The 12858-nt window shown below is 68.3% G+C and carries 12 protein-coding genes; all 12 read left to right on the forward strand.

Annotated features, from left to right (window positions below; genetic code table 11):
- The first annotated feature begins 1 nt into the window (after nucleotide 1).
- On the forward strand, nucleotides 2-787 hold the full coding sequence (gene fliP, locus AC1DR7_RS14930; protein WP_457318582.1) for a flagellar type III secretion system pore protein FliP: 786 nt from the start codon (nucleotides 2-4) through the stop codon (nucleotides 785-787).
- Nucleotide 788: 1 nt separating this feature from the next.
- On the forward strand, nucleotides 789-1058 hold the full coding sequence (locus AC1DR7_RS14935) for a flagellar biosynthetic protein FliQ (RefSeq protein WP_256776959.1): 270 nt from the start codon (nucleotides 789-791) through the stop codon (nucleotides 1056-1058).
- 5 nt (nucleotides 1059-1063) lie between these two features.
- Entirely contained in the window at nucleotides 1064-1855 is a 792-nt protein-coding gene (fliR, locus tag AC1DR7_RS14940; RefSeq protein WP_256776958.1) for a flagellar biosynthetic protein FliR, read from the forward strand.
- Between the two features lie 176 nt (nucleotides 1856-2031).
- The gene (locus tag AC1DR7_RS14945) at nucleotides 2032-4173 is read left to right on the forward strand and encodes a putative bifunctional diguanylate cyclase/phosphodiesterase (RefSeq protein WP_457318584.1); all 2142 of its coding nucleotides are present in this window, start codon (nucleotides 2032-2034) and stop codon (nucleotides 4171-4173) included.
- 255 nt (nucleotides 4174-4428) lie between these two features.
- Complete coding sequence (gene flhB / locus AC1DR7_RS14950) at nucleotides 4429-5559, forward strand: flagellar biosynthesis protein FlhB (RefSeq protein ID WP_478052807.1); 1131 nt, start codon at nucleotides 4429-4431, stop codon at nucleotides 5557-5559.
- Entirely contained in the window at nucleotides 5556-7664 is a 2109-nt protein-coding gene (gene flhA / locus AC1DR7_RS14955) for a flagellar biosynthesis protein FlhA (RefSeq protein WP_478051152.1), read from the forward strand. The genes flhB and flhA overlap by 4 nt, the downstream gene beginning before the upstream one ends.
- 152 nt (nucleotides 7665-7816) lie before the next feature.
- On the forward strand, nucleotides 7817-9583 hold the full coding sequence (locus AC1DR7_RS14960) for an AAA family ATPase (protein WP_478076536.1): 1767 nt from the start codon (nucleotides 7817-7819) through the stop codon (nucleotides 9581-9583).
- Nucleotides 9570-10457, forward strand: a complete 888-nt coding sequence (locus AC1DR7_RS14965) for a MinD/ParA family ATP-binding protein (protein WP_256776954.1) — start codon at nucleotides 9570-9572, stop codon at nucleotides 10455-10457. Before AC1DR7_RS14960 ends, AC1DR7_RS14965 begins: the two co-directional genes overlap by 14 nt.
- Entirely contained in the window at nucleotides 10454-11200 is a 747-nt protein-coding gene (locus tag AC1DR7_RS14970) for an RNA polymerase sigma factor FliA (protein ID WP_256776953.1), read from the forward strand. Before AC1DR7_RS14965 ends, AC1DR7_RS14970 begins: the two co-directional genes overlap by 4 nt.
- 16 nt (nucleotides 11201-11216) lie before the next feature.
- Complete coding sequence (gene cheY / locus AC1DR7_RS14975; protein ID WP_256776952.1) at nucleotides 11217-11609, forward strand: chemotaxis response regulator CheY; 393 nt, start codon at nucleotides 11217-11219, stop codon at nucleotides 11607-11609.
- Nucleotides 11609-12223: a protein phosphatase CheZ gene (locus AC1DR7_RS14980; protein ID WP_256776951.1), complete on the forward strand. Its 615-nt coding sequence runs from the start codon at nucleotides 11609-11611 to the stop codon at nucleotides 12221-12223. The genes cheY and AC1DR7_RS14980 overlap by 1 nt, the downstream gene beginning before the upstream one ends.
- Before the next feature lie 4 nt (nucleotides 12224-12227).
- A partial coding sequence (locus tag AC1DR7_RS14985) for an Hpt domain-containing protein (protein ID WP_478076537.1) occupies nucleotides 12228-12858 on the forward strand: 631 nt, incomplete at its 3' end.

A 12858-nucleotide genomic window follows, 5' to 3' on the forward strand; every position in this document is an offset into this window, starting at 1 on the left:
CATGCGTGGCCCGAACGCCTCCTGGACCCGTTACCTGCCGTTGCTGCTGACCCTGCTGCTGTGCGCGCTGCCCGCGCTGGCGATGGCCGCCCCCGGCCTGCCCGGCACCCCGTCGCTGCCGGACGTGAATGTCGGCAAGATCGGCGGCCAGGCGGTCAGCCTGCCGCTGCAGACCCTGCTGCTGATGACCGCGATCACCCTGATCCCGTCGATGCTGCTGGTGCTGACCGCCTTCACCCGCATCATCATCGTGCTGGGCCTGCTGCGCCAGGCGCTGGGCACCGGCCAGACCCCCTCCAACCAAGTGCTGCTGGGCCTGGCCCTGTTCCTCACCGCGATGGTGATGCTGCCGGTCTGGCAGAAGGCCTGGGGCAGCGGCATGGCGCCCTACCTCAACGGCGAGATCGACTTCCAGACCGCCTGGACACTGACCACCGCGCCGCTGCGTGCCTTCATGCTGGCGCAGATCCGCGAGACCGACCTGATGACCTTTGCCGGCATGGCCGGGCACGGCACCTACTCCGGCCCGGACGCGATTCCGTTCCCGGTGCTGGTGGCCTCCTTCGTCACCAGCGAGCTGAAGACCGCGTTTGAAATCGGCTTCCTGATCTTCATTCCGTTCGTGATCATCGACCTGGTCGTGGCCAGCGTGCTGATGTCGATGGGCATGATGATGCTGTCGCCGATGCTGGTCTCGGCACCGTTCAAGATCCTGCTGTTCGTGCTGGTCGATGGCTGGGTGCTGGTGGTCGGAACCCTGGCGGCCAGCTTCAACGCGGTGCAGTGACATGACGCCCGAACTTGCCCTGACCGAACTGCGTGGTGGCCTGATCGTGGTGCTGTGGGTGGCCGGGCCGCTGCTGCTCACCGTGCTGATCGTCGGCGTGGTGGTCGGCGTGGTGCAGGCCGCCACCCAGCTCAACGAGCCGACCATTGCCTTCGTCGCCAAGGCCGCCGCACTCACCGCGGTGCTGTTCGCGCTCGGCAGCCTGCTGCTCGGCCAGCTGGTGGAATACACCACGCTGCTGTTCCAGCGCATTCCCCACCTGATCGGGTAGCAACGATGGATTCTGCCACCCAGATGGCAGCCGACGGCCTGCAGGCCTTCGGCATGATCGGCACCATCCTGTGGACCATGCTGCGCATCGGCGCGATGATCATGGCCATGCCCTTGATCGGCACGCGTGCGGTGCCGTCACGGGTGCGCGTGGTGCTGGCCGGCGCGCTGGCCGTGGCGTTGTCGCCGATGCTGCCGCCGGTGCCGGCGTGGACCGGTTTTGATGCGGCCACCGTGCTGGGCATCGCACGCGAGCTGGCGATCGGCGTGTCGATCGGCTTCCTGCTGCGGCTGGTGTTCGAGGCCGGCGCGATGGCCGGCGAACTGGTCGCCCAGGGCACCGGCCTGGCCTTCGCGCAGATGAGCGATCCGCTGCGCGGCGGCAGCTCGGGCGTGATCGGGCAGTGGTTCTACCTGCTGTTCGGCCTGCTGTTCTTCAGCAGCAACGGCCACCTGGCGCTGATCTCGCTGTTGATGGACAGCTACAAGGCGGTGCCGATCGGTGCATCGCTGCCGGATATCGATGCCTTCCTCAGCGCGGCGCCGACCTTCGCGCTGCAGGTGTTCCGTGGCGCGCTCGGCCTGGCCCTGCCGTTGACGGTGGCGATGCTGGCGATCAACCTGGCCTTCGGCGTGCTCGCGCGCGCGGCGCCGGCGTTGAACCCGATCCAGCTGGGCCTGCCGGTGGCCCTGCTGCTGGGCCTGTTCCTGCTCACCGTCCTGGCCGGCGAAATGGGCCCGCCCGTGCAACGCCTGTTCGATGCCGCCTTCCAGGCCGCCGACGGCGTGACCCGCTGATTCACCCCGCCCTCACGAAAAAGTGTGCGCGGACACTTGCTCTCCCCCCCATCGTTGGCGGTAGGCTGTAGCCACCGCCCGCGTTCCGGGGCCGGGAGCCGCACACGCCGGGGAAAGGCACGTGCGGCCTGCATGCCCAACGCCATTGCAGATGTGCGGACCAAGGAGAGTCATCGATGCTCGACGGCAGCTACACACCGTGGTTGGTCGTGGTTTCGCTGCTGGTCGCCATGCTCGCGTCGTTCACCGCGCTGGACATGGCCAATCGGATCACCACCGCGCCCAGCGCGCGGTTGAGCACCTTGTGGCTGTTCGGCGGTGGCTGCGCGATGGGGCTGGGCATCTGGTCGATGCACTTCATCGGCATGCTCGCCTTCCGCCTGCCCATCCCACTGGGCTACGACCTGGGCTGGACCGCAGTGTCGCTGCTGGCCGCGATGGCCTCCTCGATCTTCGCGCTGTGGCTGGTGTCACGCCCCACCCTGCCGCACTCGCGGCTGGCGCTGGGCGCGCTGCTGATGGGCAGCGGCATCGCCTCGATGCACTACCTGGGCATGGCGGCGATGCGCATGCAGCCGGGCATCGATTACCACCCCGGCTGGGTCACCGCGTCGCTGCTGATCTCGCTGGCGGCCTCGTGGACCGCGCTGTTCGTTGCCTTCCGGCTGCGCCACAGCCAGCGCCGCATGCGCCACCGGCTGATGCCGGCCGTGCTGCTGGGCAGCGCCATTGTCGGCATGCACTACACCGGCATGGCCGCCGCACGCTTCCCGGCCGACAGCATCTGCGGCGCCGCCGCCGGCGATGGCCTGCAGGCGCAGTGGCTGGCCGCGCTGGTGCTGGTGCTCACCACGGCGATCCTGGCCGTGGTGCTGATCGTGTCCTGGCTGGACCAACGCATGCAGGCGCAGCTGCTACGGCTGCGCAACGACACACTGCGCAGTTCGCTGGACGTCGCCCAGGCCGAACTCACCCAGGCCGCCCTGCACGACCCCCTGACCCGCCTGCCGAACCGGCTGCTGCTGCAGCAGCGCATCGAGCAGGCCCTGGCCGAGGCCGAGCAGCGCGGCAGCCGCTTCGCGGTGATGTTCATGGACCTGGACGGCTTCAAGCAGGTCAACGACGCCTACGGTCACCAGACCGGCGACGCGCTGCTGGTGGCCGTGGCCGAGCGCACCCGCCAGCTGCTGCGCCCCTCGGACGTGCTGGCCCGGCTCGGCGGCGACGAGTTCGTGCTGGTGGTGCGCATCGACAATGACGAGGACATCGCCACCCTGGCCAGCCGCATCATCCAGACCGTGGGTGGCGGCCCGTTGCTGCCCGACCACGATCTGCAGGTCACCGCGAGCATCGGCATCGCCATCTGCCCCGACCATGCCGCCAGCGAACGCCAGCTGATGGCCTTTGCCGACGCGGCGATGTACCAGGCCAAGGAAGCCGGGCGCAACGCCTACGCGGTATTTGCCGACTGGATGAACGACAGCGCCGAGCAGCAGTTCCAGCTGCTGGCCGACCTGCGCCGGGCGATCGGCACCGAGCAGCTGTTCCTGCATTACCAGCCCAAGATCCGCGTCGCCGGCCACGGCGTCAGCGGTGCCGAAGCACTGATCCGCTGGCATCACCCGCAACAGGGCCTGATTCCCCCGGACCGTTTCATCCGCCTGGCCGAACGCAGCGGCGTCATCAACGAAATCGGCCGCTGGGCGCTGGACGAAGCCTGCCGCCAGCTGCGCCAGTGGCAGAACGCCGGTCACGAAAGCTGGACGGTGTCGGTGAATCTGTCGCCGATCCAGTTCAGCGCGCCGCACCTGCTGCAGGAAGTGCGCGAGGTACTCAAGAAACACCGACTGGAGCCGCGCCGGCTGGTGCTGGAAATCACCGAAAGCACGGTCATGCGYGACACCGACGCCAGCCTCAAGCTGCTGCAGGCGATGGCCAGCCTGGGCGTGGGCATCTCCATCGACGACTTCGGCACCGGCTATTCCAGCCTGCTCTACCTCAAGCGACTGCCCGCCACCGAGATCAAGATCGACCACGCCTTCGTGCGCGACCTGGAAAACAGCTCCGAGGACGTGGTGATCGTCTCGGCCATCGTCGCCCTCGGCCACGCGCTGGACATGGACATCGTGGCCGAAGGCGTGGAAACCGCCGGGCAGCGCGCGTATCTGGAGCGGCTGGGCTGTGATTACCTGCAGGGCTACCTGCTGGGGCGCCCGGTGGACCCGGAACGCTTCATGCAGCTGCACGACCATCCACGACCGCGGGTGGAGGTCGCGGCTGGCGCTACCGGCAACGCCGCAGGCGCCAGCCGCCGGTAGGGTCGCGCGGCAGCGGACTGCCGATCCTCGGCAAGCGTTCGAGGTTGGCATGACCATTGAACTCAGCCGGCGGCAGGCAACCAGCGCGCCAGGATCGGTCCCGGCCGCTGGCTGATTGTCCATGGAACTTTGAGGCATCGCCTTGAGCCGGCCAGCGGCCGGCACTACCCGGATCGCGCGCGGCCGTGGGTGGCCGGCCCCCGTCACGGAACGGTTCTTGCACTACCCGGGTAATCCCCCCGTGTCGTGCAGCCCATGTCCGAAAACGAACAAGCCGGCGAAAAGACCGAGCTCCCTACCGAAAAACGCCTGCGCGACGCCCGCGAGCAGGGCAATATCCCGCGTTCGCGGGAGTTGGCCACCGCGGCGGTGTTCGGTGCCGGCGTGCTGGCCCTGATGGCCTACTCGGGCAGTATCAGCAATGGCGCCAAGGAGTGGATGAAGCTGGCACTGAGCCCGGAGCCGGGGCTGCGCATGCACCCGCAGGCGCTGTTTGGCCACTTCGGCCAGTTGCTGCTGCAGTTGCTGCTGGCGATGTGGCCACTGGTGCTGATCTGCCTGCTGGCCAGTTTCCTGGCGCCGGTGGTGATGGGCGGGCTGCGCTGGTCCAACAAGTCGCTGATGCCCGACCTGACCCGGCTCAGCCCGATGGCCGGGCTGAAGCGCCTGTACGGCCCGGAGGCGATCGCCGAATTCACCAAGTCGCTGCTGCGCATCGCCTTTGTCGGCACCGCCGCCGGGCTGGTGGTGTGGCACGGCATCCGCCCGCTGCGCGACCTGCTCAACCAGCCCCTGGAAGCGGCCATGGTGCACGGCCTGGGCTTCACCCTGAAGCTGATGCTGGCCACCGGCGGGGCCATGATGCTGCTGGCCGCCATCGATGCGCCGTACCAGCGCTGGAACTGGATGCGCAAGCTCAAGATGACCCGGGAAGAGCTGCGCCGGGAAATGAAGGAAAGCGAAGGCAGCCCCGAGGTGAAGGGCCGCATCCGCCAGCTGCAGCAGCAGCTGTCCAACCGCCGGATGATGGAAGCGGTGCCCACCGCCGACGTGGTGGTGGTCAACCCCACCCACTACGCGGTGGCCCTCAAATACGAGGGCGGCAAGATGGGCGCCCCCACCGTGGTGGCCCTGGGCGTGGACGAAACCGCCCTGCGCATTCGTGAAGTGGCCGACGGCAACAAGGTCGCCATCGTCTCCGCCCCGCCTTTGGCACGCGCCTTGTATCGGGAAGGTCAACTTGGAAAGGAAATTCCCGTGAGACTGTATTCGGCCGTGGCCCAGGTTCTGTCCTACGTGTACCAGCTGCGCACCTGGCGCGGCGGGCCGATGCCGGCTGCGCCCAGCATCGATGTGGATGAATTCGGCAAGGGAGGCCGCCCATGAGCGCGCAGCCCGCCAGCGCCGGCATGAACGCGCGCAAGGCCCTGGACATGATCCGCAACGGCCTGGGCGCGCCACTGATCGTGCTGGCGCTGCTGGCCATGGTGGTGGTGCCGCTGGCAGCGCCGGTGCTGGACGCGCTGTTCACCTTCAACATCGCCATCTCGCTGATGGTGCTGCTGGCGGTGGTGTACGTGAAGCGGCCGCTGGACTTCACCATCTTCCCGATCGTGCTGCTGATCACCACCATGCTGCGGCTGGCGCTGAACGTGGCCTCCACCCGCGTGATCCTGCTCAACGGCCAGAACGGCCACGAGGCAGCCGGCAAGGTGATCGCCGCCTTCGGCGAGTTCGTGATCGGCGGCAACTACGCCGTCGGCATCGTGGTGTTCGCGATCCTGACCATCATCAACTTCGTGGTCATCACCAAGGGCGCCGGGCGCGTGTCCGAAGTGACCGCCCGCTTCATCCTCGATGCCATGCCCGGCAAGCAGATGGCCATCGATGCCGACCTCAACGCCGGTTTGCTGACGCGCGAGGAGGCCAAAGCCCGGCGCGAGGAAGTGCGCGAGGAAGCCGACTTCTACGGTGCGATGGACGGTGCCAGCAAGTTCATCCGTGGCGACGCCATCGCCGGCATCCTGATCCTGTTCATCAACCTGCTCGGCGGCCTGGCGGTGGGCGTGCTCCAGCACGGCATGCCGTTCGGCGAAGCCGCTGCAACCTACACCCTGCTGTCCATCGGTGACGGCCTGGTGGCGCAGCTGCCCGCCCTGCTGGTGTCCTCGGCGGTGGCGATGCTGGTCACCCGCGCCTCGCGCTCGCAGGACATGGCCCAGGCCATGATGGGCCAGGTGTTCGGCCAGTACCGGGCACTGACCATCGCCGCGGCGATCATGGGCGTGGTCGGCCTGGTCCCGGGCATGCCCAACGTCGCCTTCTTGACGCTGGCCGCGATCCTGGGCTTCGTGGCCTGGAAGGCCTGGAAAAAGAGCAACGCCGCTGCACGTGCCGCCGAGACCCCGGCCGCCGGTCGCAGCGACGCCCTGGGCCTGCCCGGTGCCACGCCCTCGCCCACTGCCGAACTGACCTGGGACGAACTGCGCCCGGTCGATCCGCTGGGCCTGGAAGTGGGCTACCGGCTGATCCCGCTGGTGGACAAGAACCAGGGCGGCGAGTTGATGGCGCGCATCAAGGGCGTGCGCCGCAAGCTCACCCACGACATCGGCTTCCTGATCCCCTCGGTGCACATCCGCGACAACCTGGAGCTGCCGGCCAGCGGCTACCGCCTGCTGATCCACGGCGTGCCGGTGGCCACCGCCGACATCCATCCCGACCGCGAGCTGGCACTGGACCCGGGCAGCGCGCTGGGCACGCTGGAGGGGATTGCCGGCAAGGACCCCGCCTTCGGGCTGGACGCCACCTGGATCCAGCCGCACCAGCGTGCGCATGCCGAATCGATGGGCTACACGGTGGTCGATCCGGCCACGGTGGTGGCCACCCACCTGTCGCACCTGATCCGCGAACACGCCCCGGAACTGCTCGGCCACGAGGAAGTGCAGCAGCTGCTGGCCAACCTGGCCAAGAGCGCGCCCAAGCTGGTGGAAGACCTCACCCCCAAATCGCTGCCGCTGTCGGCCGTGGTGCGCGTGCTGCAGAACCTGCTCATCGAGCGCATCCCGATCCGCCAGCTGCGCAAGATCGTGGAGTCGCTGGTGGAGAACGCGCCGGTCAGCCAGGACCCGACGGTACTGACCGCCGCGGTGCGCAACGCGCTGGGACGTTTCATCGTGCAGGAGATCGCCGGGATGTCGGCCGAGCTGCCGGTGTTCACCCTCAACCCGCAACTGGAACGCGTCTTGCAGGAGTCCACACAGGGCAACGGCGCTGCACTGGAACCCGGACTCGCCGAGCGACTGCATCAAAGTCTGGCCGATTGTGTCAGCAAGCAGGAAGCGAAGAACGAGCCGGCGGTCGTGCTGGTCCCCGGCCCGGTACGTGCCGCGCTGGCACGGCTGGTGCGCCACAGCGTCCCCTCGCTGTCGGTGCTGGCCTACAGCGAGGTGCCCGAGGACAAACGCTTGAAGCTGGTCGGCACGATCAGCTGACGCCGGAACGCCGACGGCAACGCGCCAGAAAACAGACACACCCCATTCGATATCAACGCAGCAGGACATAAAGGGAAACCCGGACCGTGCAGACCACCGACAACCAGCGCTTCCCTTCGACTACTCCGCCGCCCCAGTCCCGGTACCACAGCATGAAAATCAAACGCTTCGTCGCCTCCGATATGCGCTCGGCCATGAACCTGGTGCGCAAGGAACATGGTCCTGATGCGGTGATCCTGTCCAACCGGCGGATCGAGGAAGGCGTCGAGATCGTGGCGGCGGCGAACTACGACGAAGGCGCGGTGCAGCGTGCGCTGGAAGCGGCACGCAAGGATGTCGCGCCGCCGCCGGTGCCGCGTCCGCGCAATGCCGCCGATGCAGTCATTGCCGCGGTGACCCGTCGCAGGYCCGCCACCGCCGCGCCGGAACCGGTGGCCGCCACCACCTCGGCCGTGGCCGCCCTGGCCCGCGCCGCCGTCGGCGCGACCGGTCGCACCCTGGATTCGGCCAACGAAATCGTGCCGCCGCGCGGCAGCAGCGGTTTCGCCGCCACCCTGGCCCACGCCAGCGCACCGTCGATGGCCGCATCGTCGCTGCCGGAACAGATCTTCGCCCCCTTCAATGTCGAACAGGCCGCTGCCGCTGCGATGGCGCAGGACGAGCCCGCCGTGGCGATCGCCGTCGCTGCACCGGCCGCCGTCGCTGCACCGGCCCCGATCAACCGCGCCCGCTTCATCATCGATCCGCCGATGGAGGATGAGCCGCACTTCCAGATGCATGTGCCAGCCGCGCAGGTGGCCATGCCGCCGCTGCCGGTCAGCATGGCGGTGCCGGTCGAGCTCGCTCCGGTCGTGACCGCCCCCATCGTCGAGGCCTTGCCCACCCCGGTGCCTGCCGTACTGGCTCCGCCGGTTGAGACCGCGCTGCAGGCGCCGGCGCCGCTGGCCGCCGCCGAACCGGCGCAGGCCCAGCCGCTGCCGGTGACCACCGAACTGATGATGGTGCCGCGCGATGACGAAGAGATCCGCCAGCTGCGCCACGAAGTGGCCGGCATGCGCCAGGTCATCGAGCGCGAAATGCACCGCTTCACCGACGAGCGCCTGCGCGGCGCGCCGGTGCGTGCCGCCGCGCTGGACCTGATGGACGAATACGGCTTCGATGCCGGCATCAGCCGCGACGTGGCCATGCAGATTCCGCTGGACACCGAAGCCCACCGTGGCCGCGGGCTGATGCTGGGCCTGCTGTCCAGGAAGCTGCCGATCGCCCCGGTCGATCCGCTCGAGGCCGGCGGCGTGATCGCCCTGGTCGGCCCGACCGGCGCCGGCAAGACCACCACCATTGCCAAGCTGGCCTCGCGCTTCGCCGAGAAGCACGCCGCCCGCGACGTTGCCCTGGTCACCACCGACACCGGCCGCATCGGCGCCCGCGAGCAGCTGTACGGCTTCGGCCGCCAGCTTGGCATCGCCGTGCACGAGGCCAGCAGCGGCAGCGACCTGAACCGGCTGCTGGAGCGCCTGAAGGACTACAAGCTGGTGCTGATCGACACCGCCGGGCTGGGTCCGCGTGACCGCGCCTTGGCCGCCCAGCTGCAGTGGCTGCGCGCCGCCGAGCAGATCCGCACCCTGCTGGTGCTGCCGGCCAACACCAGCTTCGGCGACATGGACGAGGTTGTCCGCCGCTTCAGCGCCGCCAACCCGCAGGGCGTGGTGCTGAGCAAGCTGGACGAAACCGGTCGCTTCGGCACCGCCCTGTCGGTGGCCGTGGACCACCGCCTGCCGATCACCTGGGTCACCGATGGCCAGGACGTTCCCGAAGACCTGCACCGGGCCAGTGCCGCCAATCTTGTACTTCGCCTTGAAGATTTGCGCCGCGCGGCCGATATGCCCTGCAACCCGGAGTTCAACCATGCCGTCGCGTGAGTACGCCAAGCTGACCAAGACCTTCCCGCTGTCTGCCACCCGCAGCCAGCCGCTGGGCCCTGTGCGCACCATCGCCGTCACCGGCGGCAAGGGCGGCGTGGGCAAGACCAACGTCTCGGCCAACCTGGCCGTGGCGCTGGCCGACATGGGCAAGCGCACGCTGCTGCTGGATGCCGACCTCGGGCTGGCCAACATCGATGTGATCCTGGGCCTGCAGCCCAAGCTGACCCTGGCCGACCTCGTCGCCGGGCGCTGCACCCTGGAAGAAGTGATCCTGGAGGGCCCGGGTGGCGTACTGGTGGTACCGGCCGCGTCCGGTCGCCGCCACATGGCCGAACTGCAGCCGGCCGAACACGTCGGCCTGGTCAACGTGTTCTCCGAACTGGAGCGCGAGCTGGACTTCATGGTGGTGGACACCGCCGCGGGCATCACCGATGGCGTGCTGACCTTCTGCCAGGCCGCGCAGGATACCGTGGTGGTGGTCTGCGACGAGCCGGCCTCCATTACCGACGCCTACGCGCTGATCAAAGTGCTCTCGCGCGAGCGCGGCGTAGACCGCATCCAGGTGGTGGCCAACATGGTCCGTGACCCGAACGAAGGCCGCGTGCTGTACGAAAAACTGACCCGGGTCTGCGAGAAGTTCCTCGCCGATGTGTCGCTGAACTACCTCGGCTGCGTGCCGCAGGACGACTGGCTGCGCCTGTCGGTGCAGCGCCAGCAGCCGGTGGTCAAGGCCTACCCGTCCAGCCCGGCCGCGCTGGCCATCACCGAGATCGCCCGCCGCACCGCCCGCTGGCAGGCACCGACCGAGCCACGTGGCGGGGTCGAATTCTTCCTGGAACGCATCCTCAAGCAACGCGGGGTGACCGCATGAAAGGCGCCGCAAGATACAAAGAAGTCCAGCGCACGGCCGCCAACGAGTGCATCGCACAGCACTCCGACCTGGTCCGACGCATCGCCCACCACCTTGCCGCGCGCCTGCCGGCCAGCGTGGAAGTGGATGACCTGATCCAGGCCGGCATGATGGGCCTGATCGAGGCTTCGCGCAGCTACGATGCCGACCAGGGCGCCTCGTTCGAGACCTACGCCTCGATCCGCATCCGCGGCTCGATGATCGACGAGATCCGACGCGGCGACTGGGTGCCGCGTTCGGTGCACCGCCGTGCCCGCGATGCCGCTTCCACCATCCGTCGCCTGGAACAGAGTACCGGCCGCGCCGCCAGCGCCACCGAGGTGGCCGCCGCGATGGACATGCCCCTGCCCGACTACCTGCGGCTGATGGAAGACGCCGCACGCGGCCAGGTGCTGAGCCTGGAGTCCCGCATTGAAGACCAGGGCGAGCTGGACACCGTCGCCCAGGGCGGCCCGACCCCGCAGCAGGTGCTAGAACGCGGCGAGTTCGGCCGCGAGCTGGGCAATGCGATCGGGCTGCTGCCCGAACGCGAACAGCTGGTGCTGTCGCTGTACTACGAGCAGGAACTGAATCTGAAGGAGATCGGCGCGGTACTCGGTGTGAGCGAGTCGCGTGTCTGCCAGATCCACGGCCAGGCGGTATTGCGCCTGCGTGGCCGACTGAAGATCTTCGAGGCGGCCGACGCCGGCCTCGAGAACCATTGATACCGAGGAAAGTGCTTTGAACAAGAACATGCGTATCCTGATCGTCGACGACTTCTCGACCATGCGTCGTATCGTCAAGAACCTGCTGGGCGATCTGGGCTTCACCAATACGGCCGAAGCCGAGGACGGGCATGCCGCACTGTCTCTGTTGCAGAGCCAGTCGTTCGATTTCGTGGTCACCGACTGGAACATGCCGGTGATGACCGGCATCGACCTGCTCAAGGCGATCCGTGCCGACGCCAAGCTCAAGACGTTGCCGGTGCTGATGGTGACCGCTGAAGCCAAGCGCGAGCAGATCATCGAAGCGGCCCAGTCCGGCGTCAACGGCTACATCATCAAGCCGTTCACCGCCCAGACCCTGGAAGAAAAGCTGGGCAAGATCTTCGAACGCCTGGCGGCGAGCGCCTGATGGAAACCCTTCGCGACAAATCGGCGCTGGTGCAGCGCCTGCAGGATGCCCTGGCCGCGCTGGAAAGCGGCGATGAAGCCGGCTGGCGTCGGGAAATCGACGCGCTGGCCGCGCTGCGCACCCAGCCGATGATGGCCGGGCTGAACCGGCTCGCCCGCGAACTGGGCCAGGCGTTGGGCGAACTGCCCAGCCTGCCCAGCGAAGCCGGCGAGCTGGACGATGCCTGCGCGCGCCTGGACCACGTGGTGGCGATGACCGAACAGGCCACCCACCGCACCCTGGATCTGGCCGAGGAATGCCGCGCGCTCACCGAGCAGCTGCGCGCCAACGGGTTGACGGCCGACCAGGACCAGCAGCTGGACAAGATCCGCCACAACCTCACCGAGATCGCGCTCACCCAGAGCTACCAGGACCTCACCGGGCAGATCATCCGCCGCGTGGTCGGCATCGTGCGCCGCGTGCATGAGGGCTTCGGTGCGCTGGGCCTGCCACCGCAGGACGACAACGCGCACAAGCGCGACAACGGCCTGGCCGGCCCGGCCGTGAGCGGCCTGGATCGCCACCAGGTGTCACAGGTCGACGCTGACGACCTGCTTTCCGATTTGGGGCTGTAAAACCATGAGTGCTGTTCCAGACGATATTGCTGCCGATTTCATCCTCGAGGCCCAGGAAATCCTGGATCGCCTCGGCGAACAGCTGGTGTCGCTGGAGCAGTCGCCCCAGGACAGTGACCAGCTCAACGCGGTGTTCCGCGGTTTCCACACGCTCAAGGGCGGTGCCGGCTTCCTCGGCATCCAGGCCATGGTCGAGCTGTGCCACGCCGCCGAGGAAACCCTGGGCATGGCGCGCTCGGGCAAGGCGGTGCTGCAGGCCCATCATTTCGATGCGGCCCAGCAGTCGCTGGATTACCTGCAGTCCATGCTCGATTCGGTCGCCGCCGGCACCGAGCCGGGCTATGCACCGCCGGAGCTGATCGCGCAGTTCGACGTCAACGGCCCGGCGGTGCCGGCACCGGCCGCCGCCGCGCCCGGCAGCGACGGGCTGATCACCGACGACGAATTCGAAGCCCTGCTGGACACCCTGCACGGCGGCGCCGCACCGACGGCGGTGACACCACCGAAGAAGACCGACGACGGCCTGATCGGCGAAGACGAATTCGAAGCGCTGCTCGACCAGCTGCACGGCGGCGCCGCCCCCGGCGCCAAGCCCGGCGCTGTCGCCGCACCACCGGCACCGCGCGCCCCCGTCG

The organism is Stenotrophomonas sp. P5_A9 (assembly GCF_056400525.1).

Excerpts from the sequence above, each read along its gene's own strand:
- fliP (WP_457318582.1), top strand. The coding sequence starts at position 2 with ATGCGTGGCCCGAACGCCTCCTGGACCCGTTACCTGCCGTTGCTGCTG.
- AC1DR7_RS14935 (WP_256776959.1), top strand. The coding sequence starts at position 789 with ATGACGCCCGAACTTGCCCTGACCGAACTGCGTGGTGGCCTGATCGTG.
- fliR (WP_256776958.1), top strand. The coding sequence starts at position 1,064 with ATGGATTCTGCCACCCAGATGGCAGCCGACGGCCTGCAGGCCTTCGGC.
- flhB (WP_478052807.1), top strand. The coding sequence starts at position 4,429 with ATGTCCGAAAACGAACAAGCCGGCGAAAAGACCGAGCTCCCTACCGAA.
- flhA (WP_478051152.1), top strand. The coding sequence starts at position 5,556 with ATGAGCGCGCAGCCCGCCAGCGCCGGCATGAACGCGCGCAAGGCCCTG.
- AC1DR7_RS14965 (WP_256776954.1), top strand. The coding sequence starts at position 9,570 with ATGCCGTCGCGTGAGTACGCCAAGCTGACCAAGACCTTCCCGCTGTCT.
- AC1DR7_RS14970 (WP_256776953.1), top strand. The coding sequence starts at position 10,454 with ATGAAAGGCGCCGCAAGATACAAAGAAGTCCAGCGCACGGCCGCCAAC.
- AC1DR7_RS14980 (WP_256776951.1), top strand. The coding sequence starts at position 11,609 with ATGGAAACCCTTCGCGACAAATCGGCGCTGGTGCAGCGCCTGCAGGAT.